General features: G+C 65.9%; 15 protein-coding genes. 9 read left to right on the top strand and 6 right to left on the bottom strand.

What is annotated here, in order from left to right; all coding sequences use genetic code 11:
- Positions 1-26 precede the first annotated feature (26 nt).
- Both ACLBKT_RS10460 and ACLBKT_RS10455 read right to left on the bottom strand, forming a co-directional pair.
- The gene (locus ACLBKT_RS10460; protein WP_410182856.1) at positions 27-1,475 is read right to left on the bottom strand and encodes a M20/M25/M40 family metallo-hydrolase; all 1,449 of its coding nucleotides are present in this window, start codon (positions 1,473-1,475) and stop codon (positions 27-29) included.
- A 35-nt stretch (positions 1,476-1,510) separates the two neighbouring features.
- The gene (locus ACLBKT_RS10455; protein ID WP_410182855.1) at positions 1,511-3,985 is read right to left on the bottom strand and encodes a zinc-dependent metalloprotease; all 2,475 of its coding nucleotides are present in this window, start codon (positions 3,983-3,985) and stop codon (positions 1,511-1,513) included.
- Positions 3,986-4,186: 201 nt separating this feature from the next.
- Between ACLBKT_RS10455 and ACLBKT_RS10450 the strand changes: the two genes are divergently transcribed.
- The 3 genes from ACLBKT_RS10450 to ACLBKT_RS10440 all read left to right on the top strand — a co-directional run bounded on the left by ACLBKT_RS10450 (position 4,187) and on the right by ACLBKT_RS10440 (position 10,835).
- On the top strand, positions 4,187-7,507 hold the full coding sequence (locus ACLBKT_RS10450) for an amidohydrolase family protein (RefSeq protein ID WP_410182854.1): 3,321 nt from the start codon (positions 4,187-4,189) through the stop codon (positions 7,505-7,507).
- Positions 7,508-7,593: 86 nt separating this feature from the next.
- Positions 7,594-9,753, top strand: coding sequence for a TonB-dependent receptor (locus ACLBKT_RS10445; RefSeq protein ID WP_410182853.1), 2,160 nt, complete (start codon positions 7,594-7,596; stop codon positions 9,751-9,753).
- Entirely contained in the window at positions 9,753-10,835 is a 1,083-nt protein-coding gene (locus tag ACLBKT_RS10440) for a PepSY-associated TM helix domain-containing protein (protein ID WP_410182852.1), read from the top strand. The genes ACLBKT_RS10445 and ACLBKT_RS10440 overlap by 1 nt, the downstream gene beginning before the upstream one ends.
- Here ACLBKT_RS10440 and ACLBKT_RS10435 read toward each other — a convergent pair.
- Positions 10,807-11,439 carry a TetR/AcrR family transcriptional regulator gene (locus tag ACLBKT_RS10435; protein WP_410182851.1) on the bottom strand — a complete coding sequence of 211 codons (633 nt, stop codon included), beginning with the start codon at positions 11,437-11,439 and terminating at the stop codon, positions 10,807-10,809. The two genes, ACLBKT_RS10440 and ACLBKT_RS10435, sit on opposite strands and share 29 nt — an antisense overlap.
- Before the next feature lie 101 nt (positions 11,440-11,540).
- Here ACLBKT_RS10435 and ACLBKT_RS10430 point away from each other — a divergent pair, with 101 nt between their 5' ends.
- From ACLBKT_RS10430 to ACLBKT_RS10420, 3 genes are read left to right on the top strand one after another with little or no spacing between them, the layout of a single operon-like run.
- On the top strand, positions 11,541-12,707 hold the full coding sequence (locus tag ACLBKT_RS10430; RefSeq protein ID WP_410182850.1) for an efflux RND transporter periplasmic adaptor subunit: 1,167 nt from the start codon (positions 11,541-11,543) through the stop codon (positions 12,705-12,707).
- A gap of 3 nt (positions 12,708-12,710) precedes the next feature.
- Positions 12,711-15,953 (top strand): multidrug efflux RND transporter permease subunit, encoded by a 3,243-nt coding sequence (locus tag ACLBKT_RS10425; protein ID WP_410182849.1) that lies wholly within the window; start codon positions 12,711-12,713, stop codon positions 15,951-15,953.
- Positions 15,950-17,386, top strand: a complete 1,437-nt coding sequence (locus ACLBKT_RS10420) for an efflux transporter outer membrane subunit (RefSeq protein WP_410182848.1) — start codon at positions 15,950-15,952, stop codon at positions 17,384-17,386. The genes ACLBKT_RS10425 and ACLBKT_RS10420 overlap by 4 nt, the downstream gene beginning before the upstream one ends.
- Positions 17,387-17,394: 8 nt before the next feature.
- Here the strand turns inward: ACLBKT_RS10420 and ACLBKT_RS10415 are convergent, their stop codons facing one another.
- Positions 17,395-17,982: a TetR/AcrR family transcriptional regulator gene (locus ACLBKT_RS10415; RefSeq protein ID WP_410182847.1), complete on the bottom strand. Its 588-nt coding sequence runs from the start codon at positions 17,980-17,982 to the stop codon at positions 17,395-17,397.
- A gap of 102 nt (positions 17,983-18,084) precedes the next feature.
- On the opposite strand from ACLBKT_RS10415, the gene ACLBKT_RS10410 reads away from it, so the two are divergent.
- A complete protein-coding gene (locus tag ACLBKT_RS10410; protein WP_410182846.1) occupies positions 18,085-19,488 on the top strand; it encodes an NAD(P)-binding protein in 1,404 nt (467 codons plus the stop codon).
- 13 nt (positions 19,489-19,501) lie between these two features.
- Here the strand turns inward: ACLBKT_RS10410 and ACLBKT_RS10405 are convergent, their stop codons facing one another.
- The gene (locus tag ACLBKT_RS10405; protein WP_410182845.1) at positions 19,502-20,569 is read right to left on the bottom strand and encodes a BLUF domain-containing protein; all 1,068 of its coding nucleotides are present in this window, start codon (positions 20,567-20,569) and stop codon (positions 19,502-19,504) included.
- 598 nt (positions 20,570-21,167) lie between these two features.
- On the opposite strand from ACLBKT_RS10405, the gene ACLBKT_RS10400 reads away from it, so the two are divergent.
- Together ACLBKT_RS10400 and ACLBKT_RS10395 are read left to right on the top strand one after the other, a co-directional pair.
- Positions 21,168-21,437, top strand: a complete 270-nt coding sequence (locus tag ACLBKT_RS10400; protein ID WP_410182844.1) for a GlsB/YeaQ/YmgE family stress response membrane protein — start codon at positions 21,168-21,170, stop codon at positions 21,435-21,437.
- Between the two features lie 22 nt (positions 21,438-21,459).
- Positions 21,460-21,750: a hypothetical protein gene (locus tag ACLBKT_RS10395; RefSeq protein WP_410182843.1), complete on the top strand. Its 291-nt coding sequence runs from the start codon at positions 21,460-21,462 to the stop codon at positions 21,748-21,750.
- A gap of 90 nt (positions 21,751-21,840) precedes the next feature.
- Here the strand turns inward: ACLBKT_RS10395 and ACLBKT_RS10390 are convergent, their stop codons facing one another.
- Positions 21,841-22,377 carry a sigma-70 family RNA polymerase sigma factor gene (locus tag ACLBKT_RS10390; RefSeq protein WP_410182842.1) on the bottom strand — a complete coding sequence of 179 codons (537 nt, stop codon included), beginning with the start codon at positions 22,375-22,377 and terminating at the stop codon, positions 21,841-21,843.
- Between the last annotated feature and the right edge of the window lie 8 nt (positions 22,378-22,385).

The following is a 22,385-nucleotide window of genomic DNA, read 5'->3' as shown; positions in this document are numbered from 1 at the left end:
ATAGGAAGCACCGCGGTTGCGGAACATCAGCCAGCAAGGTCTTTGAGCAAGCGGTACCAGTGGTCGAGCCCGCCATAGAACGCGTCGACGGACAGCCGCTCGTTCAGGCCATGCGCGAACATATCCTGCGGCCGGCTGGCTGCGCCCGAGATCGCGACGGTTGCATAGCCACGCGCGCGGTAGTGCATCCCGTCGGTGCCGCCCGATTCCATATAGGGCTGGATCGGCAGGCCAGGATAGCGTGCGTCGATCACCTTGCGCAGCGCCGCCATTACCTCGTCTGGCACGGCGGATTCAGGGCTTTCGGTAACATCGGTAAGCAGCCTGAACTGCACCTTGTCGTTGCCGATCACCTGCTTGAGCGCAGCCTCGGTCGCGGCGGCGCCTTCGCCCGGAAAGATCCGGCAATTGACCGTCGCCGTGGCCGATTGCGGCAAGGCGTTCTCGGCGTGGCCACCGCGCAGCATGGTGGCAACGCAGGTGGTGCCGAGCGTGCCCACGGTTTCCGGGGTGGCGCGTAGCAGCGCAACCGCCGCTTCGTCGGCAGGATTTTCGGCGAAGGCCCGCATCGCCGCCCCGGTCTCGCCCGGCGTGATCTGGCCGAGCGCGCCGAGGAAGGACCGGGTAAGCGGGGTCGCCTGCACCGGGAAGCGATAGGCGGCGATCTTCTGGAGCGCGTCGGACAATTCGTAGATGGCATTGTCCTTGCGCGGGCGTGAGGAATGGCCGCCGGGGTTGGTCACGGTGAGTTCAAAGGTCGCGAAGGTCTTTTCCGCCGCCTGCACCGCCATTGCCAAGGGTGTGTTGTCGGGTGCGAGTGTGATCCCACCGGCATCGGAATTGAGCACATAGGCCGGGTCGATGGACTTGGCGACATAATCGGCCTGCGCGCGGGTCGAGATCATGCCGGTCTCCTCGTCGCCCGAGAACACCAGATAGAGATCGCGCCGGGGCGTCCAGCCTTCGCGCTTCAGGCGGATGAAGGTCTGGGTGAGGTTGGTGATGCCATATTTGTTGTCGGTCGTGCCGCGCCCGAAGAAAAAGCCGTCCTTCTCGGTCACTGTGAAGGGCGGCAGCTCCCAATCCTCAGCGAGCGCGTCGACCACGTCCATGTGGCCGAGCAGCACAATCGGTTTGCGCCCATCGGGCTTGGCGGTGGCAAATCGTACAATCAGACCCTGTACGCGTTCGCCGTTGCTGTCGTAGTCGCTGACCATGATGTCGGGATCGGCGAACCCCGCCTGCTTCAGCCGTGCCACCAGATAGGCGACCATTTCGGGCGTTTTCGCTTGTCCGCGCGCGGTGCGAATGGCGATGATGTCGCGGTAGATATCGAAGGCCTGCTGCTGATCGGCGGTCAGCGGCGCGCGCTCGGCCCCACGGGCGGTACCGCCTGATGCAAGCACGCCGGCGGCCAATGCCAGCGCCGTGGCGGTGCGCAGTCCGAAGCGCCGCGCGGTGGTTGACTTGGTCATCGTGATCCCCTTCCCATTGTCTCTTCTGTGCGCGATCATTCGACCGGCGCGAGCAGGCTGGACAGCTCCATCCAGTCATCCTCGCCAATCGGATCGCCCGGCGGCACTGTCACCATGCGTGGCAGGCTGGCCGCCAGTTGATCGCGCTGATCGGGATCGAGCAAGCGCCGTGAGAGGCTGAGTGCCCAGGCCCGCTCCGGCCCGCTCGCCTTGCGCTTGGCCAGCGCCGCGCCGACATCGGTGAGCTTCTGGTCGATCGCGGCGGCGACTTCGGGGGTGGCATCCTGACGGCGCGCGACCTGCGCCATGGTCGCCAGCGTGCGATAAGCAATGCGGCGACCGAGATCGTCGCCGGTCGAGGCCAGCACGGTTGCCGTCAGCCGGTCGAGCAACTCGCCTACGCCCAGCGCTGAAGCATCGTTCTGGCTCTGCACCACCAGCCGCGCCAACCTGCGGGGGGCGAGGAGCGTTTGCGCGGTCAGTTGGGCGGCGGCGTCGGCGGCCACCAACGGGTCGAACACCGGACCGCCGGCGGTGGCGAAGATCTCGGTTTCATACTGGCGATCATAGGTGCCGTTCTGCGCGGCCGAGAGCAGCGGCACCAGCGCGGGCGGGACGCGCAAGGCCTCGGGCCGCAGGGTGGCAAGCGCCGCATCGAGCGCCGCGCGCTGCTGCACCGGAGCCACCGGCGCTGCCGCTTCGCGACCGCCACCGTTGACAGCATAGACAAAGTCGACCCCGCCAATCGCCTTGGCGGCGGCAACCAGTTGATAACGATGCAGCAACCACAGGGGTACGAACCGCCGACGAAGGTTCGCAACCGGCTCGCCGGGGCTGAGGGCTTCGAGCCCGAAGCGGGACAGCGCGGCGGCGCGCACCGCCATCAGCCGATTGAGCTCAGCGGTCGGGTCCGCGCCATCGTCCCACAAGCCGCCCCACACCTGAGCAGTGTCGGCCGCGCGGGCGTTATCGTCCTGCACAAAGCGGTAGCGTGCCGCCGCTTCGGCCGTCTCGCGCTCGCTGGCGTCGGCATAGAGCCAGCGCACCGTTGCCACGTCCCAGCTGCCGATACCCTTGGCATAGGCGTCCGACAGGTCGGGCTTGCCCTCCTCCAGCCCGATCCGCGGCGGGGGGTAGTCCATCACTGAGGCGCGATCTTGCGTGCTGGCGGCAAAGTTATGCGCAAAGCCGAGGGTATGGCCGACTTCGTGCGCCCCCAGTTGCGCCAGCCGGTCGAGCGCGACCTTCACCGGATCGTTCGGCCCGCCGCTGTTCAGTTCGGCGGCGCCGACCAGCGCCTGGAAGATCTGGATGTCCTGCCGCGCCCGCAAGGAGCCGAGCACTACCATGCCCTTCACGATTTCGCCCGTGCGGGGATCGACGATCTGCTGGCCATAGGCCCAGCCGCGCGTCGCCCGGTCGACCCAGTTGACCATGTTGTAGCGCACGTCGAGCGGATCGGCCCCTTCGGGCAGCATCTCGACCCGGAAGGCATCAATGAAGCCCGCCTGATCGAAGGCATCGGACCACCAGCCAATCCCCTCCAGCAAAGCCGAGCGGATCGGTTCAGGCGTGTTGCGGTCGAGATAGAAGATGATCGGCTTTTTCACCCGCGAACGGGTCGCAGCGGGATCGAGCTTTTCCAGCCGGAAGCGGTTGGCCAGATCATAGACCACCGGCGCGCCCAGTGGGGCGGAGAAATCCACCGCCTGCGTCGCAAAGCCGCCGAGCCGCGGATCGAACCGGCGCGGCGCGAAGCCGGGTTCGGGCAGGCGCACGAAACTGTGATGGACGGTCAGCGTGACTTTCCGGGGCTCGGGCACGATGTTCTCGATCTCGGCCCCCGGCCTTTCGGAGACGAAGGTCTGGATCGCGTCCACTTCAAGGTTATCGGGAAACAGCCGCACCGATCCCGGATCGGCGAGACTCAGCTTGTCATCCAGCCGGAAGCCCTGTCCAGCGATTGCGGTGGCCGCGCCAACGCCCAGCACATCGGCCTCCTGATTGAGCGAGGCGGCAATGCCCAGCGTGTCGAGCGCGAGGAATGGGCCGATGTCGATCACCAGGCGGCCATCCGGCAGCGTCTCGGCAATGTCGGTCAGCCAGACGGTCGAGATCCCGAAATCGCTGGCGACTGCGCTCTGCTGCGCCGCATCGCCCGCGCTGGCGCGGAAGCGCGGGTTTTCAAACTGCACGGCGATCTTGCCGCCGATCCGGCGGAAGGCGAGGAGCTGGGTGTTGCCGATCCGCCCACGATCCAGCCCCAGGGGCGCCGAACCCAATCCGGTCTTGAGCGCGGTGCTGTAGAGCAGGCGCAGCGACACGCCGTCTTGTGCAGGGGCGGGCAGGGTGATGAGGATGCGACCCTTGGCCGCTTCGGTGCGCACCGGCACCAGCCCGGTCTCACCCGCGGGCGCCGCAACCTCTTGCGGGCCGACCTGCGCACTCAGCGTCGCAAGCGGCAAGGACCAAGCCAGCAAAAGCGCCCCAAAGTTCAGGCGTCGCGTCATTGTCAGTCATCCCCTGTTGCGGCCTGTTGCCCCAAGCCCGATTGCCAGAGTGGGTGTTCGGGCAAGAACCGCCAAAGCTCAAGCAGGAATACTGCTGGTGACTTTCAACGGTGGCTGAAGCTAATCGACCAACGGCATTCCGCCCCCTAGCAATATCCTTTCGCGCCGTTAGTCTCCCGCGCCAACAGAGGAGACATTTTCATGCGCCATATCGCCGCCGCCCTGCTTGCCGGGGTCGCCTGCCTTGCCACACCGCTTGCCGCGCAAACCAAGGGCAAAGCCGCCAAGGCTGAGGAAAGCTGGAGCGTCGAGGCACCCAAGGGGGCCACGATCAAGCAAGTGCCAATCAAGACCGACGAAGGCACATGGATGGATGTCGATGTGTCGCCCGATGGGAAGACGATCGTCTTCACGCTGCTCGGCGATATCTACACCATGCCGATCACCGGCGGGAGCCCCAAGCGGATCGCCGATGGCCTCGCATGGGATGTGCAACCGCGCTTCTCGCCCGATGGCAGCCGCATCGCCTTCACTTCGGATCGCGGCGGCGGGGACAATATCTGGGTGATGAACGCCGATGGCTCGGACAAGCGGCAGGTGACGAAGGAAGATTTCCGCCTGTTGAACCAGCCGACCTGGTCGCCGGACGGACGCTTCATTGCCGCCAAGAAGCATTTCACGACGGAACGCAGCGCCGGGACGGGCGAAATCTGGCTTTACCACGTCAGCGGCGGCGGCGGGGTGCAGGTGGTCGAACGCGCCAATGAGCGGCTCCAGAAGGAGCTGGGCGAGCCGGTTTTCGCCCCCGATGGCAGCGCAATCTATTACACCCGCAACACCACGCCCGGAAACACCTTCGAATACGCGCAGGATTCCAACGCAGGCATCTTCGCAATTGAGCGCCACGATCTGGCGACCGGCGAAGTCAGCACCGCGGTCGGCGGCTATGGCGGCGCGGTGCGTCCGGCACCCTCGCCCGATGGCAAGGAACTCGCCTTCGTCCGCCGCGACAAGGACCAGAGCCAGCTGTGGGTGAAAGACCTCGCCAGCGGGCGCGAGCGGATGATCTACGGCAAGCTTGATCTTGATGTGCAGGAAACCTGGGCGGTCACCGGGGTCTATCCCAATATCGATTGGCTGCCGGACAGTTCGGGAATCGTGTTCTGGGCCGGCGGGAAGCTCAACCGGGTCGGCCGCGATGGATCGGGCCATGCCGTGATCCCCTTCACGATCAACGACACGCGCGGGGTGGCCGATGCGCCGCACCCCCAGATTGCCGTCTCGCCCGACAGCTTTGTCACCACCATGCCGCGTTTCGCCACGCTGTCGCCCGATGGCAGCCGGGTGGTGTTCGAAAGCCTCGGGCGGCTGCATAGCAAATCGGCCAGGGGCAGGGACGCGCCCGCCCCGCTTACCGGTGACACCGCCGACGTGCTCGAAGCCTTCCCCGCCTTCAGCCGCGATGGAACAAGCCTTGCCTATGTGCGCTGGAGCGATGCCAGCCTCGGCGAGATCATCCTCGCCGATGCCAATGGCCAGAACCGCCGCGTGCTGACCGGGCCGGGGCATTTCGGCAATCTCGCCTTCTCGCCCGATGGCTCCATGATCGCCTTTGAAAAGCGCGAGGGCGGATACCTGACGGCGCCGGACTATTCCGAGAATGCCGGGATTTACGTGATGCCGGTCAGCGGCGGTGCGCCGCGGCTGGTCACGCGCGACGGGGGGAACCCGCAATGGGGTGCCGCCGCCGACCGCCTGTTCATGCTCGCGCGCGAAGGTGGCGGGCTGGCGCTGGTCTCGACCGACCTCAACGGCGAGGCGAGGCGCGTCCACGCCAAGGGCGAACTCGCCAATGACCTGCGGATCGCGCCCGATGGCCGCACCATCGCTTTCCGTCAGAACTACGAAGTCTTCGCGATGCCCCTGATCCCCGGCGGCAAGCCGGTGGATGTGAGCGAGACCGGCGGGTCGATCCCCGTCACCAAGGTCAGCACTGGCGGTGCGGATTACCTCGGCTGGTCGGGCGGCGGCGAGACGCTGTTCTGGTCAATCGGGCCGAGTTTGCAGAGCGCCAAGGTGGCCGATTTCTTCCCCGCGGCGCCCAAGTCGGACACGGACAAGACCAAGCCCTATACCCCGCCCACCATGGGCATTCCGCTGGGCGTGACGGTGCAGGCGGCCAAGCCCACGGGCACCACGGTGATCACCGGTGCACGGGTCTTGACCATGCGCGCGGGCTTCGGCGCGGAGGATGCGGGCGTGATCGAAAACGGGATGATCGTGATCACCGGTGATCGGATCACCGGGGTCTATGATGCGACCGTCGTGAAGATGGCTTTCCCCGAAGGCACCCGCTTTATCGACGCCAGCGGCAAGGTGATCATGCCCGGCCTCGTCGACGCCCATGCCCACGGCGCTTACGGGGTCGGCGATCTGATCCCGCAGCAGAACTGGTCGCTGCTTCAGGATCTGGCACTGGGGGTGACGACGATCCACAACCCGTCTTCGCAGGCGAGCACCGTGTTCGCCGCCGCCGAACGCCAGCGGGCGGGGCTGACCCTGGGCCCGCGCATCTTCTCCACCGGTGAGATCATCTACGGGGCCAAGGCGCCGGATGTCTATGCGCGGATCGACTCCTATGACGATGCGCTCGCCCATGTGCGTCGGATCAAGGCGCAGGGCGGCATTTCGGTCAAGAACTACAACCAGCCCCGGCGCGAACAGCGCCAGATGGTCGCCCGCGCTGCGGCGGCCGAGAACATGCTGGTCGTGGCCGAGGGCGGGTCGCTGTTCGGGATGGACATGAACCTCGTCGCTGATGGCAATTCGACCATCGAACACAATGTCCCGGTCGATGTGTTCTACGAAGACGTGCTGCAATTCTTCAGCCAGTCGAACAGCAATTACACCCCCACGCTGGTGGTGACCTATGGCGGCTTGGCGGGCGATCCCTATTGGCGGCAGGCGACAAATGTCTGGGAAAACCCGCTGATGGTGCACACCCCGCCCAAGATGCTGCTGGCCGAGACCGGCCGCCGCACCAAGGCGCCCGATTGGGCCTTCGTCGATGACGACAACGCGCGCGAGGCGCGCAAACTGGCGCAGCGCGGCGTCAAGGTCAGCATCGGTGCGCACGGCCAGCAGGCCGGGATCGGCGCGCATTGGGAGCTGTGGAGCTTCGTGCGCGGCGGGATGACCCCGGTCGAGGCGCTGAAGGCGGGCACGATTACCTCGGCCCAGTCGCTCGGTATGGCGAAGGACATCGGCAGCATTGAGGTCGGCAAGCTGGCGGACCTGGTGATCCTGACCGACGATCCCAGCGCCGACATCGCCAATTCGGACAATATCGCACAGGTGATGCTCGGCGGGCGGTTGTACGATGCCAAGACGCTGAACGAGGTCAGCACCGGCACCGCAGCGCGCCAGCCCTATTGGTGGGAGGCCAATGGCGGCAACGGCGCGGGCGGATCGGAAGCGGCGACGCAGGAAGGCCGCGGCCATGCTGACGGAGACGCCGGGTAAGGACTGACGGCGCACACCGACAGACAGCGCAGAGCGAGGGCAGAAAGGGATTGCCTTATTGATAATCGTCCGCAATAGGCTTGCGAATGATTATCAGGAGCGATTCACCGATGCGCCTCGCACTGCTGCTGTCTGCGGCCTTTCTCCCCTTCGCCGCGTCCGCTCAGGCCGCCGAGCTGGCTGACGCATCCGACGCGGCCTCAGCCAGCGCTGAGGAACCGGCGGGCGAACCGATCGTGGTCACCGCAGCGCGGACCAATCTGCCGGTCACCGCCCTGCCGCTGACGGCCGATGTGATCGACCGTGAGACGCTGGAGCGGCAGCTCCAGATCTCGGGATCGGTGGTCGATGCGGTCGCCGCGCTCACCCCGAGCTTCTCGCCCTCGCGCCAGAAACTGACCGGGCAGGGCGAAACCCTGCGTGGCCGCTCACCCTTGTTCGCGATTGACGGCATCCCGCAGACAGCCCCCTTGCGCGATGGATCGCGCGACGGGTTCACCATCGACCCGTTCTTCATCGACCGGGTCGAGCTGATCCTCGGCTCCAACGCGCTGCAAGGTATCGGCGGCACGGGCGGCGTGATCAATCAGGTCACCGTCTCAGCCCCGGCCGAAGACGGCTGGAGTGCGCGCACGATCCTGCAAGGCACCGCCGAAAGCGGCTTCCGCAGCGATGGCTTCGGCGGGAAAGTCGGCGCACTGGTTGCCAACCGCTCGGGCGCGTTCGATGTTGTCGTTGGCGCGGCTTACGAGCGGCGCGGCGTGTTCCGCGATGCGCGCGAGCGCCGGATCGCGCCCGACGGCACCCAGGGCGATCTGATGGATTCGGACAGCCTCAGCTTTTTCGCCAAAGCGGGCGTGGAGCTGGGCGAAGGCGTCAGGCTCGAAGCGATGGGCCAGCGCTTCCGCTTGCAGGGCGACGGCGATCTGATCGCGGTCAACGGCAACCGCGCCACCGGCCTGCCTTCGACGGGCGCGGCGGGCGTCGTTCCCGGTGAAGCGCCGGAGAACCTTGCTGAAAGCCTCGCGCTGACGCTGACCGCCGATGATCTGGCGGGCGGCGCGTTGCGGGTGCGTGGCTTCTGGAACCGCACCGCCGATATCTACGGCGGCGGCACCTTCGCTGACTTCCAGGACCCGGCCATCGCCCCGGTCGGCACCCTGTTCGATCAGTCGCAGAACGTCAGCCGCAAGTGGGGCGTCAATGCCAGCTGGGAGCGCGGCTTCGGCCCACTCAACATCGTCGCCGGGATTGACCTTCTCAACGATTCCACCGTCCAGAAACTCGCCGCGACCGACCGCGCATGGGTGCCGCCGACCGATTACCGCTCGATTGCGCCCTTTGGCCAAGCCAACCTCGCGCTGTGGGACGGCAAGGTCCGGCTGGCGGGCGGTGTGCGCTGGGAGAATGTCGAGATCGACATTCCCGATTATCAGACCCTGTGGTTCTACGGCCCCCAACAGGTCGGCGGCGGCACGCCCAGCTTTGACCGGGTGCTGCCCAATGGCGGGATCGTGATCGAGCCGACCCCCGGCATCCGCGCCTATGCCAGCTATGCGCAGGGTTACACCGTCCCTGATGTGGGCCGCATCACCCGTGCGATCCGCACACCGAATGTCGACCTCGACACCTTCCTCGATATCGCGCCGGTGGTGGCCGATAACCGCGAGATCGGGATCGAGGTCAATCGCGGTCCGATCGAAGCGAGCGCGACCTACTACTGGTCGGATAGTGACGAGGGCCAGCTTCTGGTGCTGGTTGGCGATGTGTTCGAAGTGCAACGCCAGCGGATCGAGATTGAGGGGATCGAACTGAACCTTACCACCGCCACCCCGATCCCCGGCCTGCGGCTCGGCGTCGGCTATGCGCATCTGAATGGCCGGGTCGACACCAATGGCGACGGCGTGGTCAATGCCGATCTCGACGGGGCCAATATCGGGCCTGACCGGCTCAACCTGTCGGCGGACTGGACGCTGGGCCCGGTCAACCTGCGCCTGCAATCGCGCACGCATTTCTCCAAGCGGTTCGACGGCGGCGATCCGCGCAATGACTTCGAAGGCTTCCACCTGCTGGACGGCGCAGTCAGCGTTGCGACCGATTTCGGCAGCTTCACCTTGGCCGGGCAGAACCTGCTCGACCGGCAGTATATCGATTACAATTCCGACACCCAGCGTCCGACCGATAACCTGCGCTTCTTCGCCGGACGCGGGCGGACGGTGACGCTCGGCTGGCTCGGCACCTTCTGATGCGGGCTGCGCTGCTTCTGCTGCATCGCTGGATGGGCGGGCTGATAGGACTGGGTCTGGCGGTGCTCGGGCTGAGCGGGGCGCTGCTGCTATGGAAGCCGTGGTGGGTGAACGTCGCGCAAACCCCGCGCGCGCCGAGCGAGGCCGAGACGCTGGCGATCATCGCGGCGGGCGAGCAGCTCGGGGCAGGCTATGTCACGCTGCCTTCGGCCGAATTCGGGGTGGCGCAGGCTGGCTTGCCTGAGGGTGGCGGTGCCTATCTCGCGCATGACGGGACCGTGCTGGCTCGGTGGGGCAGCACCTGGGACCGGCCCGAGACCTGGCTGTTCGATCTCCACCACCACCTGCTCGCGGGCGAGACCGGAGAACTGGTGGCGGGGTGGCTTGGGATTGCGGCAGCGCTGTTCTGCATCACCGGGGTGATCCTGTGGTGGCCGACGCGGCGCACCTTCCAGTGGCGCGCGCTTCCGGCGCGGATGACCCGGCCTGCCATCATCCGCCACCACCGGGACATTGGCGCGGTGCTGTCACTGCCGATCCTGCTCGCCGCAATCACGGGCGCGCTGATGGTGCTGCGGCCCTTGGGGCAGGCGGTGCTCTCGCCGCTTTCGCCCGCGGGTGCGGTTGCTGCGTGGCAGGCAAAGCCGCCTGCGGATCAATCGAACACCGCGGCAGACTGGCCCGCACTGCTCGCCGCCGCGCGCACCCGCTTCCCCGATGGGACGGCACGGATGATCGTCTGGCCCAAGGCCGCAGGGGAGGCGGTGACGATCCGTTTGCGCCGTCCGTCCGAATGGCATCCCAATGGCCGAACCACCCTGACGCTGGCCGGTGACGGCACGATCCTCCTGGCGCGCGATGCCCTCGCCGCGCCGCTCGCCGTGAGGGCGGGCAATGCGCTCTATCCGCTGCATTCGGCGCGGATGGCGGACAGCGCGCTGGCGTTGCCGCTGCGGATCGTGATGACGCTTGCGGGGATCGGCCTGTCCCTGCTCGGCAGTCTGGCCGTGGTGACCTTCTGGAAGGGCCGCACAGCGCCGCGCATCGCGGCAATCAGGTCGGAGACTCCGCAAGCCGGTTGATCCCTGCGGCGGCGATGAAGAAGTTCGTCCGCTCCTGAAGGCGGTCGGGCAGGGGAGTGATCCCCACGCCGTGGCTGATCGCCTGGGTTTGCAGGTCGCTGACGAACAGGCCCATGAACATCTCGGCGAGGAAGGCGGGGCTGCCGTCCATCGCCACGCCGTCTGCCTGCCAGCGCGCAAACACGTCTTGCAGCGCGTCGCGGGTCGGGTTGGCGGTGCGTTCGAAGAACTGGCGGGCGAATTGTGGATCGCAGATGCTGCGGGCGATGACGATCCGAACCAGCGCGATCACCTCGGGATCGAGGAAGTGTTCGTGCAGCCCTTTGGCGATGCGGTGCAGGGTTGGCACCGGCGCCAGTCCGGCTGCGGCCGCCTCTCGGATCAGGGCTTCACCCGATGCGGCGCTTTCGAACACCACGGCTTCGAGCAATTGGTCCTTGTTGCCGAACAGCTTGTACACAGTCGCCAGCGATCCGCCGGCGCGGGTCACGATATCGGCGAGAGTCGCACGTTCGTAGCCTTGGTCGACGAAAAGCTCCCGCGCGGCCGCGATGATCGCCTTGCGGCGTCGATCCAGTCTCAGGTCATCGGGCAGCGGCGTCATGGCGAAACGGCTCTCGGTGGTGCGGAGGAGATTGACAATGGTGTAATGATCATTACACCTTCGCAACTGCAAAAAAACTAGCAAATGAAAGAACTCCCCCAATGAAGCGCATTTGCACCGCCCTTGCCGCCTCTCTCCTTATCGCGGCGTGTTCGGGCGAGCAGGCCCCGCCTGCGCCTCAGCCCATCCCGGTGCAGACGGTGACCATCGTCAGTCAGGCGATCCCCAACGTGATCGAATTGCCCGGACGGGTGGAACCGGTGCGCCAGGCCGAAGTGCGCGCGCGGGTGACCGGGATCGTCGAAAAGCGGCTCTACACCGAAGGCACCTATGTGTCCGCGGGCCAGCCCCTGTTCCGAATCGATCCGCGCGAATTGCGGGCGAGCTACGCGCAGACCAAGGCGGCGCTTGACCGGGCGCAGGCGACGCAGAGAAATGCGCGTGCGGTGGTCGAACGCTACAAGCCGCTGGTGGCCGAAAACGCGATCAGCGGTCAGGAATTTGATGCGGCTCAGGCTGCCGCGCGCGAGGCGGAGGCCAATGTCGCGCAGATCCGCGCGCAGCTCGAAGCGGCCTCGCTCCAGCTCAATTACACCACGGTGCGCGCGCCGATTTCGGGCCGGGCCGGGCGGGCAGAAATCACCGAAGGCGCATTGGTCAGCCAGACCGAAGGCACCTTGATGACCCGGATCGAGCAGACCGCGCCGGTCTATGTCAATTTCAATCAGGCCGCGAGCGAGGTGCTGACCATCCGCCGCGCGATTTCAGCGGGCAAGATCGCGCTGGATGCGAATGACCGGGTCGAGGTCCGGCTGAGCTTCACCGACGGCAGCGAATATCCCAGTCCCGGCTATATCAATTTCCTCGCCTTCTCGGTCGATGAGGAAACCGGCACGATTGGCTTGCGAGCGGAGTTTCCCAATCCGAGCGGACTGCTGCTCCCCGGTGAGTTTGTGCGGGCCAAGCTGTTCGTGGGCGAATTGAAGCAGGGTATCACCGTGCCGCAGCGGGCTGTCACTCTCTCCGAAAAGGGCGGATCGGTGTTCGTGATCGACGCCAAGGGGCTGGTCGCGCCGCGCCCGGTCAAGCTGGGCTCGCTGGTGGATGGCAACTGGATTGTCGAAAGCGGCCTCAAGGCTGGCGACGTGGTGATCGTGAGCAATCTCCAGAAGCTGCGGCCCGGCGTGCAGGTGACGGCGGTGAACGGGGCCAAGGGCGCAAAACCATTCGCCGCGCCCAAGCCCGCCGCAACTGCCGGGGCGCGCTGATTTATGGCCCGTTTTTTCATTGATCGCCCGATCTTTGCGTGGGTGGTGGCGCTCGGCATTCTGCTCGCCGGGATTATCGCCGTGCGCGCCTTGCCGATCGAGCAATATCCCGAAGTCGCCCCGCCATCGCTGACGATCAGCGTCGTCTATCCCGGCGCTGACGCGCAGACGCTGGAGCAGAACGTCACGCAGGTGATCGAGCAGCAGCTCAACGGGGTCGAAGGCTTCCTCTACATGGCCTCGTCCAGCGCATCGAACGGCACCGCCAGCATCACGCTGACCTTCGAGGCTGGCACCGATATCGACATTGCCCAGACCGAAGTGCAGAACCGCCTCAGCACGGTCGAAGCGCGCTTGCCGGAGGAGGTGCGCCAGCAGGGCATTACCGTCAGGCAGGCCAATGCCGGGTTCCTGCTGATCGTCGCGCTGACATCGCCGCAGGGTGATCTCAACAGCACCGATCTCGGCAATATTGCCTCCAGTCAGGTGATCGACGAGTTGCGCCGCGTGCCGGGGGTGGGCGATGTCACGCTGTTCGGATCGCCCTATGCGATGCGGATCTGGCTCGATCCCGATGCGCTGGCGTCCTACAACCTCTCACCCACCGCCGTGCTGAACGCGATCCGCGAACAGAACGCGCAGATCGCCGGCGGTGCCATCGGAGCCAAGCCGCTCGCTGCCGGTCAACAGATCACCGCGACAATCACCAGCGAGGGCCGCTTCAAGACGGTCGAGGAGTTCGAGAATATCATCCTGCGCGCCAATACCGGCGCGGCGGTGGTGCGGCTGGGCGAAGTCGCCCGGATTGAAATCGGCGCGCAGAGCTATGCCACGTCGACCACGCTCGACGGCAAGCCGATGGCGGGGATGGCGGTGCAATTGGGCACGGGTGCCAACGCGCTCGCCGCGGCCGAGGGCGTCAAGGCGCGCATGGCCGAGCTGGCCCCCGGCCTCCCGGGCGATGTCACCTGGTCGATCCCCTATGACACCACCCCCTTCGTGCAGGCCTCGGTCGACGAGGTGATCAAGACGCTGGTTGAGGCGATGGTGCTGGTGTTCCTCGTCATGTACCTGTTCCTCCAGAACTGGCGCGCGACGCTGATCCCGACGCTGGTGGTACCGATTGCGCTGGCGGGGGCGTGTCTGGGGCTGTGGCTGTTCGGCTTTTCGATCAACGTCCTGTCCCTGTTCGGCATGGTGCTGGCGATCGGGATTCTGGTCGACGACGCCATCGTCGTGATCGAGAATGTCGAGCGGATCATGCGCGAGGAAGGCCTCTCCCCGCTGGAGGCGACCCGCAAGGCGATGGATCAGATCACCACCGCGATCATTGGCATCACGCTGGTGCTGATTGCGGTGTTCGTGCCGATGGCGTTCTTCCCGGGTTCTACCGGTGGCATCTATCGCCAATTCTCGGTGACGCTGGCGATTGCAATCTTCTTCTCGGCGTTTCTGGCGCTTTCGCTCACCCCGGCGCTGTGCGCGACGTTCCTGAAGCCGATTGCGGGTGAGGGGCATGGGGCAGGGCACGCATCCGAGTCTCCGGGTGATTTGGCCCCGCGTCAGCCGGGCTGGCGCGGCTGGCTGGCCAGCGCGAGTGGGTTTGCCGGGCGCTTTCTGGGCAGGTTCAACATCTGGTTCGCGCGGATGGAGGGGAAGTACGATCACGCCAACACCCGCATTCTTTCCCGCCCGAAGCGCGGCATGGCCGTCTTCCTCGCGCTGGTCGCGGTCACCGTGCTCTTGTTCCTGCGCTTGCCGACCGCGTTTCTTCCGACCGAGGACCAAGGCTATCTCATCACCGCCGTGCAGGCCCCTCCCGGTGCGACAGAAGAACGGATGGACGAGGCGCTGAAGCCTGTCACCGATTTCTGGATGGCCCAGCCCGAAGTCGATAGTCTGGTGGTGATCCGCGGCTTCAGTTTCTTTGGCCAAGGCCAGAACAACGCCCTGATGTTCGCCTCGCTCAAGCCATGGGACGAACGCGGTGCCCCCGAAAGCGGTGCCGATGCCTTGCTGGGCAAGGGCATGGGCGCGTTCATGCAGAATGACGGGGCGACCGCCTTCGTGATTCAGCCGCCCGCGATCCAGTCGCTAGGGCAGGCCTCAGGCTTCACGCTCAAGTTGCAGGATCGCGCCGGGTTGGGGCGTGAAGCGCTGATCGCCGCGCGCGACCAGTTGCTGGGCGCGGCCTCGCAAAGCGCCCTCATTACGGGTTTGCGGCCCGAGGATCAGGGCCCGAGCCCCGAGGTCAAGATCAAGATCGACCGGGTACAGGCCCGCGCGCTCGGTCTGTCGATGGCCGAGGTCAACGCCGCGCTTTCGATCACCTTCGGTTCGGCCTATGCCAATGACTTCAACCGCGAAGGGCGCGTGTTGCAGGTGCTGGTGCAGGCCGATGCGCCGTTCCGCATGACGCCGGATAATGTGCTGGCCTTGCGGATTCCCAATGCCGTGGGCGAGCTGGTGCCGTTCGGCGCCTTCGCCACAGCGGAATGGTCTGCCGCTCCGGCCAGTCTGGCGCGGTATAATGGCTATCCGGCCATGACCCTGTCGGGGATGGCTGCGCCCGGCCAATCATCGGGCGCAGCATTGGCCGAAATGGAGCGGCTCGCAGGCGAGCTGCCGCAAGGCATCGGCTATGAATGGACTGGCGTGTCGTTCGAGGAAAAGCAGGCAGGCGGGCAGATCGGCTTGCTGCTGGGCCTCTCGGTGGTGGTGGTGTTTCTGGTGCTCGCCGCGCTGTACGAAAGCTGGACGATCCCGATTGCCGTGCTGCTGATCGTGCCGATGGGCGTGCTGGGTGCGGTGTTGTTTTCGATGCTGCGCGGGCTTTCGGCCGACGTCTATTTCAACGTCGGGTTGATCACGATCATCGGTCTGGCCGCCAAGAACGCGATCCTGATCGTCGAATTCGCGATCGAGGAGGAAGAGCGCGGCGAGAGCCCGCTGGATGCCGTCCGGTCGGCGGCACGGCTGCGGCTGCGGCCGATCATCATGACCTCGCTCGCCTTTGCGATGGGGATGGTGCCGTTGGTGCTGGCGAGCGGTGCGGGTGCGGCGAGCCGCATTGCGGTGGGCACCGGTGTGCTGGGCGGGATGGTTGCCGCGACGGTGCTTGGCATCTTCCTGATCCCGCTGCTCTACCTGATGGTGCGCCGCCTTGGCCGCGGCAAGCGCAAGGACAAGCCCGAGGAACCCCTGCTCCCGCATGATCCGCAACACGGCGGGGAGCCTGCCCAATGAAGCGCCTCATCACTCTTGCGCTGGCATCGACCATGCTGGCCGGCTGCGTCAATCTGGCGCCCGATCACACCCGCCCGGAGCTGGCGACTGCGCCCGCCTTTGATCCTGCCTACCGCCCGGACGGCACGGTGGTCGCATCCCAGCTGTCCTATCAGGAGTGGTATCGCGACCCGCGCCTGCAAGACCTGATCGCCAGCGCGCTCGCCAACAACCGTGATCTGATGGCGGCGACCGCCCGGATCGAGCAGGCGCGCGCGAGCTTCCGCATCGAGAACAGCCGCCGCTTGCCGAGTGTTGTGGCAACCGCCAGCGGCACGCGCACGCGGCAGGCCACGGCGGGCAACCCGGCAATCGCGGCGGGGGGCGGCAATCTGCCCGCGTCCTTCACCTTCAACCGTTATGACATCGGCGTCGGGGTGAGTTCATTCGAGCTCGATTTCTGGGGCCGGGTCAAGAACCTGAGCGAAGCGGGCCGGGCGAGCTACCTCGCCTCGGTCGCGACGCAGCGGGCGTTCTACCTGTCACTGATCGCCGATACCGCCACGACCTATTTCGAGATCGTCGAGACCGAAGAGCAGATCGTTCTGGCCGAAGCAACGGCGGCGAGCCGCCGGGAGGGCTTGAAGATTGCCAAGCTGCGGCTGGATGCCGGGGTGACGTCGGCGCTGCCGTATCGGCAGGCGGAAACGCTGCTGACACAGGCCGAACAACAGATCGCCAGCGAGCGATTGGCGCTGGCGCAGTTGCGCAACCAGCTCGCGGTGCTGGTGGGCGGGACTGTGCCGGACAATCTGCCGCAAGGCCTCTCGCTCGCGGCGCAGGCGGATGGGCGGCGGCTGGCGGCGGGCTTGCCGTCCGAGCTGCTGCTGGCTCGGCCCGACATTATCGCGGCCGAGGAACAATTGCGCGCCGCCCGCGCCAATATCGGCGCAGCGCGCGCGGCCTTCTTCCCGTCGATTTCGCTGACCAGCAATATCGGCCTGACCTCCACCAGCCTCGGCAACCTGTTCGATGGCGATGGCTTGGGCTGGAGCTTCGGGCCTTCGATCTCCCTCCCGATCTTCGATTTCGGCCAACGCGAGGCCAGCCTCGATCTGGCCAAGGCACGGGAGGTCGAACAGGTGGCGACCTATGACCGCACCGTGCAGCAGGCTTTCCGCGAAGTGTCCGATGCGCTGGCCGGGCGCGAATATCTCGCCCAGCAGATCGCGACCTTGGAACGGGCGCGGGCGGCGCAAGTCGAAATCGCTCGCATCGCGCGGGCGCGGTATCGCGAGGGCGTGGCCGATTACCTCGAAGTGCTGGACGCCGAACGCAACCTGTTCAGTGCCGAGCAGCAGTTGCTGGCGACCCGCCGCGCATGGTTGCAGAACGGCGCGACGCTGTTCGTGTCGCTGGGTGGCGGCGCGGGATCGGGCGAGCAGGGCGATTGACACGCCTGTCAGGCGCGCATCCCGAGCCTGCCGAGCCATTCCAGCGTTTGCCGGGCTGAGCCGGGCGGGGTCGTGCCGGCCAGTTCCAGAGTGACCGCGCCGTGCAAGGTCGACCAGATCAGCAGTTCCAGTGCCCGCGCTTCGGCTTCCGCCATGCCGCTGCCGATCAACCCGTCGCCATAGACCGATAGCGTCGCCCGCGCCCGCGCGACGGCGCGGCCCAGCGCGCTGTCGCTCCCGTCCTCCTGCTGATGCTGTTCGAACATCAGGCGATAGGTGTTGGCGTTGCTGAGCGCGAAATCGAGATAGGCGCGCCCGGCCGCAGCGGCTTTGGCTGCGGCATCGCCCGGAGTTGCGGCATAGGCGGCCTCCAGCTGATCGGCGAAACGTTCGAAGCCGCGGATGCGCACAGCAGCGAGGATATCGTCGCGGCTGGCGAAGTAGCGATAGGGCGTCATCGGGCTGACCCCGAGCGCGGCGGCGATCTGCCGCATCGAGACCTGCTCGGCCCCGCGCTCGGCAAACATCACCTCGGCCACATCGCACAGCTGCGCCTGAAAGCGGGCAAGGTCATCATCGGTCAGCGCGCGGGACAAAGGGGATCTCCGTATCAGGGCTGAGCATAGCGTGGCGCGCTTGACTTCTCAATCTTACAGTGTAAATTTACAGTGTAAATGAATTGCGAGAAGGGGCTTGCCATGACCACCATCGAAACCGACTACCTGATCATCGGCGGCGGCGCGGTCGGCATGGCGTTTGCCGATACGATCATCGCCGAGACCGACGCGCACGTCACCATTGTCGACCGGCAGGCCAAGCCCGGCGGGCACTGGAACGATGCCTATGGCTTTGTGGCGTTGCACCAGCCCTCGGCGTTCTACGGGGTGAATTCCTTGCCCTTGGGAGAGAACCGCAAGGACACCCACGGCGCGAATGCGGGGCTCTACGAACTGGCATCCGGCGCGGAGGTGAGCGGCTATTACGACAAGGTTATGCGCCAGCGACTGCTGCCATCAGGGCAGGTCACCTATCTGCCGTTGAGCGAGTATCGCGGGGACGGCCGTATTGTTGCGCTGATGTCGGGCGAGGAAACACAGGTGACGGTGCGCCGCAAGACGGTGGATGCGGCCTATAACAGCCCGACCATCCCCGCCAATCACACCCCGCGCTTTGCCGTGGGGGAGGGCGTGCAAGTGGTGCCCCCCGGTGCGCTGCTGCGCCTGTGGCGCAAACCGGAGCGGCCCTCGCGCTTCGTTGTGCTCGGAGCCGGCAAGACCGCGATGGATGCGGTCGGCTGGCTGCTCGCAATGGGCACGCCGCCGGATGCGATCCAGTGGGTCAAGCCGCGGGAGAGCTGGCTGATCAACCGCACCTGCACCCAGCCCGGCGCGGAGTTCTTCGATTCGGTGTTCGGCGGGCAGCTGGCGCAGATGCAGGCCTTTGCGGAAGGCACTTCGCCGGACGACGTGTTCGCGCGGCTCGAAGCGGCGGGCATGATGCTGCGGATCGACTCTGACGTCACGCCCACCATGTTCCACTACGCCACGATTTCGATCGGCGAGGTCGAGCAATTGCGCCGCGTCACCAATGTCGTGCGCAAGGGCCGCGTCAAGGCCATCACCGCCGCAACGATTGAACTGGACCAAGGCAGCGAACCGGCGGCGGCGGATGCTCTCTACATCGATTGCACCGCCTCGGCGGTCGAAGTGCGCGCGCCGGTTCCGATCTTTCAGGGTGACCGGATCGTGCCGCAACTGGTGCGGGTGCCGCAGCCGTGCTTCTCGGCAGCCCTGATCGCCTTTGTCGAGGCGCATTATCCCGATGATGCCGCCAAGAACGCGCTGTGCCGCACGGTGCCGTTCCCGCATGATCTGACCAGCTATTGCACCACCAACATCGTCAACCTGATGAATCAGGGCGCATGGTTCGGGGACGAACGGCTGGGGGCGTGGATCCGTCAGAGCCGGCTCGACGGTTTCGGCAAGATCGCCGCCAGCGTTGACCGCAGCGATAGTGCGCGGGTGGCAGTGCTTCAGCAGCTGCGTCAAATGGGCCCGCTGGCGGTGCAGAACCTGATGCGCTTGGCGAGCGCCGCGGCCTAGAGCGGCAACCGCTCTAACGGCCTCTGCGGCTGTTTTCGCGGCGGCTCTTGCGCACCAGTTCGGCCATGCGGATGCTGGCGCCCGCCACAGTCATGCGCGCATGATCCGCGCCGACCGATGCCGCGGTCGCAGCGGCCTCGGCAAACAGGCGGCCGCCCACCGACACCACGGTCGGATGATTGGCCGGGACCAAACGGCTGTGCTCGACCGCGCTGCGCAGGCGGTCCAGCGATTGCTGGCGGAACAGGGCATCGGACAGGCCGATGTCGATCGCATCGGGCTTTTGCGCGCCGAGCTGGTTGAGCAAGGCTTCCTCGGTGTCGGGGAACGCCATCTCCACCTGCCAGCCTGCATCGGTGAACTGGTCGGCCAAGAGCGCCGTGCCCAGCATGTGCGGCTCCCCCGGCGCGGTGGCCAGCAGGATGCTGTAACGGCTGCTGCGGATCCCCTGCGGGGCTGTTTCATACCGCACCGCGTGCCCTGCCATCTGCAACATGCTGATGGCGATCGTCAGTTCGAGCTCGGTGCAATCATCGGCCAGCCAGGCATCGCCGAGCGCGCGAGCCGCAGGCTCGATCAGCAGGCTGAGCACCGCATCGCTCGTCCAGCCCTGTTCGGCGAGCGCTGCCATCAACCCATTGAGGCCGATATCATCGCCATCAAGCGACATCCGCACGGCCTTGCCAACATGATCGGCCACGGCGGGCGGCAAGTCGAACTGGCCGCCGACCGGATCGGGAATGCGGCTGACGTTGCTGCTGAGGAACATGTCCCAGCCCGTGAACAACCGGGTCGGGGCCATGTGCTTGCTGAGCACCTCGATGTCGCTGTGACGCTGATCCCGGGCAACCGACGACCAGATGGCTTCCAAGCCTTCGGGCGGGCCTTCGAGGGTCTGGAGAAACCGGCCTTCTTCGAACAACAGCATCCCGGTGACGCCGACGCTGCGATTGCGCGCGCGGGCTTGCCGGGCGAGCGATTGCAGCTCGGTTGCGTCAGGAATTTTGGTCGCGGTGCTCTGATAGGTCAGGCACCCGATCCAATTGTCTTGCGCGCCTTGAAGGTTGTCCGTCCCGGCCATTCACCCATCCCCACTGCACCTGTACGAAAGGGTCAGTCGAGCATCGCGGAGAACGAAGTCCGCACAGGCCCGGCGCGATCCCTCCGCCGCCTCATGTCTTGCCCTGGCAAGCGGTCCGGCATCTTGCGCACCGGTCGTTCCGCACCTGGGTTGCCGCTTAGCCAATGAGGCCGGGCGACTTCGGCGTGCCCGTATGATCATGCGGCGCCCACACATTGTGTGCAGAAAGCTGCGGTCGGCCTACAGGCAGACCGTGCTGCCGTAGCGGGATCATCAGGAGGGCCGGTAGTTTCGTCAAGTGATATATCCCGCACCCCCTTGCCCGATCGCGCAACAATCGCGGCTTTCCGCGGTATTGCACCCTCAGATTGACCGATGGTCCCGCTCTGCCGGGAGCCTCGGAGCGCGGACATCGCCTGCGATCCACCGCGACGGGCCCTGCACAAGCCTGAGTCGGACCCACACTGTGAGCGCAACATAGGTGATGGTGAATAGTCACTGACCTGCCAGTCAGGGCCGGGCCGAGGCCGTCCCGCGCATCGCTGCCTGGCAGCGCCAAGATGTCGGACCGGACCATTCCTCGGCCAGGAGACAAGCAATGAACCTTATTATTGTCATAATCGTCGGCGGCATTCTCGGCTGGCTCGCCAGCATCGTGATGCGGACCAACGCACAGCAGGGCATTTTCCTCAACATCGTGGTCGGCATTGTCGGCGCGTTGCTTGCCGGGTTCCTGATCTCGCCCTTGCTCGGCGTTGCGCCGATCACTTCGGGGGCATTCGATATCAGCGCATTGCTGGTTTCCTTCCTTGGCGCGCTGATCCTGCTCGCCATCGTCAATCTCGTTCGCCGCGGTTCGGTGCGTTGAACAAAACAAAGGAGCACGTCACATGAAGAAGATCATTACTATCGCCGCGCTTGGCGCATCGGCCCTCGCCCTCGCCGCCTGTGCGGAGAGCAAGCAGGAAGAGGCGCTCGAAGCCCAGGCCGACGACATCCGCGAAGCGGGCGAACAGACCGCCGATCAGATGGAAGACCGTGCCGACACGCTCGACCAGACGGTCGACGGGGTGGATTCGAAAGCCGAGCAGAACCTTGAGAACAAGGCGGATGCCGTGCGCGACACCACCGAAGCCAAGGCTGACGCGCTTGAGGAAAAGGCCGACAACCTTCCCCAGTAAAGCCCTTGGGCTTTAGACGGCGCTGATTGCGAGGCACATCCGCAGCGCCAGCTGTGGGCGGGCCTGTCCAGTGGACAGGCCCGCCCATGATCAGGCCTCGGGCAAGGCGTTCGCGCCGTCGATGATTGCCCGGATCGCCGCGCGGCCGCGATTGATGCGGCTCTTGACGGTGCCGATCTTGCAATCGGTCTTGATGGCCGCCTCCTCATAACTCATTCCCGCCCCCGCGATCAGCATCAGCATTTCGCGCTGCGGATTGGGCAATTGGCCCAGAGCCACCTCGATATCTTCAAGATGCAGCCCTTCTTCCTGATCGGGCTGCTGGATCAGGATCCGCTCAGCGGCCTCAGGGTCCCACGGGGTCAGCCGGCTGCGCTTGCGCGCGGCGCTGTAGAACTGGTTGCGCAGGATCGTGAATACCCAAGGACGGAACTTGCTGCCCGGCTGGAAGGTATGGCGCGATGACCAGGCGCGAACCATCGTGTCCTGCACCAGATCGTCGGCCATATCGCGCTGACGGCACAGCGACTGCGCAAAGCGCCGCAGCGCCGGGAGCGATGCGGTCATTTCATCGCTGAAGGCGAAGGCAGGGTTTTCACAGGAACTGGTCGGGGCTGGCTTGTGCATGGCACCTT

The sequence above is a fragment of the Erythrobacter sp. W302b genome (genome assembly GCF_046452395.1).
Lineage (GTDB): Bacteria > Pseudomonadota > Alphaproteobacteria > Sphingomonadales > Sphingomonadaceae > Erythrobacter.
The sequence above is the reverse complement of the archived record's forward strand: the minus strand, read 5'-3'. Positions and strand labels throughout refer to the sequence as shown.

Bases quoted from the DNA above. Each gene is read 5' to 3' on its own strand.
- ACLBKT_RS10395 (WP_410182843.1), top strand. From the start codon at position 21,460: ATGAAGAAGATCATTACTATCGCCGCGCTTGGCGCATCGGCCCTCGCC.
- ACLBKT_RS10390 (WP_410182842.1), bottom strand. From the start codon at position 22,377: ATGCACAAGCCAGCCCCGACCAGTTCCTGTGAAAACCCTGCCTTCGCC.
- ACLBKT_RS10420 (WP_410182848.1), top strand. From the start codon at position 15,950: ATGAAGCGCCTCATCACTCTTGCGCTGGCATCGACCATGCTGGCCGGC.
- ACLBKT_RS10455 (WP_410182855.1), bottom strand. From the start codon at position 3,985: ATGACGCGACGCCTGAACTTTGGGGCGCTTTTGCTGGCTTGGTCCTTG.
- ACLBKT_RS10425 (WP_410182849.1), top strand. From the start codon at position 12,711: ATGGCCCGTTTTTTCATTGATCGCCCGATCTTTGCGTGGGTGGTGGCG.
- ACLBKT_RS10430 (WP_410182850.1), top strand. From the start codon at position 11,541: ATGAAGCGCATTTGCACCGCCCTTGCCGCCTCTCTCCTTATCGCGGCG.
- ACLBKT_RS10400 (WP_410182844.1), top strand. From the start codon at position 21,168: ATGAACCTTATTATTGTCATAATCGTCGGCGGCATTCTCGGCTGGCTC.
- ACLBKT_RS10405 (WP_410182845.1), bottom strand. From the start codon at position 20,569: ATGGCCGGGACGGACAACCTTCAAGGCGCGCAAGACAATTGGATCGGG.
- ACLBKT_RS10445 (WP_410182853.1), top strand. From the start codon at position 7,594: ATGATTATCAGGAGCGATTCACCGATGCGCCTCGCACTGCTGCTGTCT.
- ACLBKT_RS10460 (WP_410182856.1), bottom strand. From the start codon at position 1,475: ATGACCAAGTCAACCACCGCGCGGCGCTTCGGACTGCGCACCGCCACG.
- ACLBKT_RS10410 (WP_410182846.1), top strand. From the start codon at position 18,085: ATGACCACCATCGAAACCGACTACCTGATCATCGGCGGCGGCGCGGTC.
- ACLBKT_RS10440 (WP_410182852.1), top strand. From the start codon at position 9,753: ATGCGGGCTGCGCTGCTTCTGCTGCATCGCTGGATGGGCGGGCTGATA.
- ACLBKT_RS10435 (WP_410182851.1), bottom strand. From the start codon at position 11,439: ATGACGCCGCTGCCCGATGACCTGAGACTGGATCGACGCCGCAAGGCG.
- ACLBKT_RS10450 (WP_410182854.1), top strand. From the start codon at position 4,187: ATGCGCCATATCGCCGCCGCCCTGCTTGCCGGGGTCGCCTGCCTTGCC.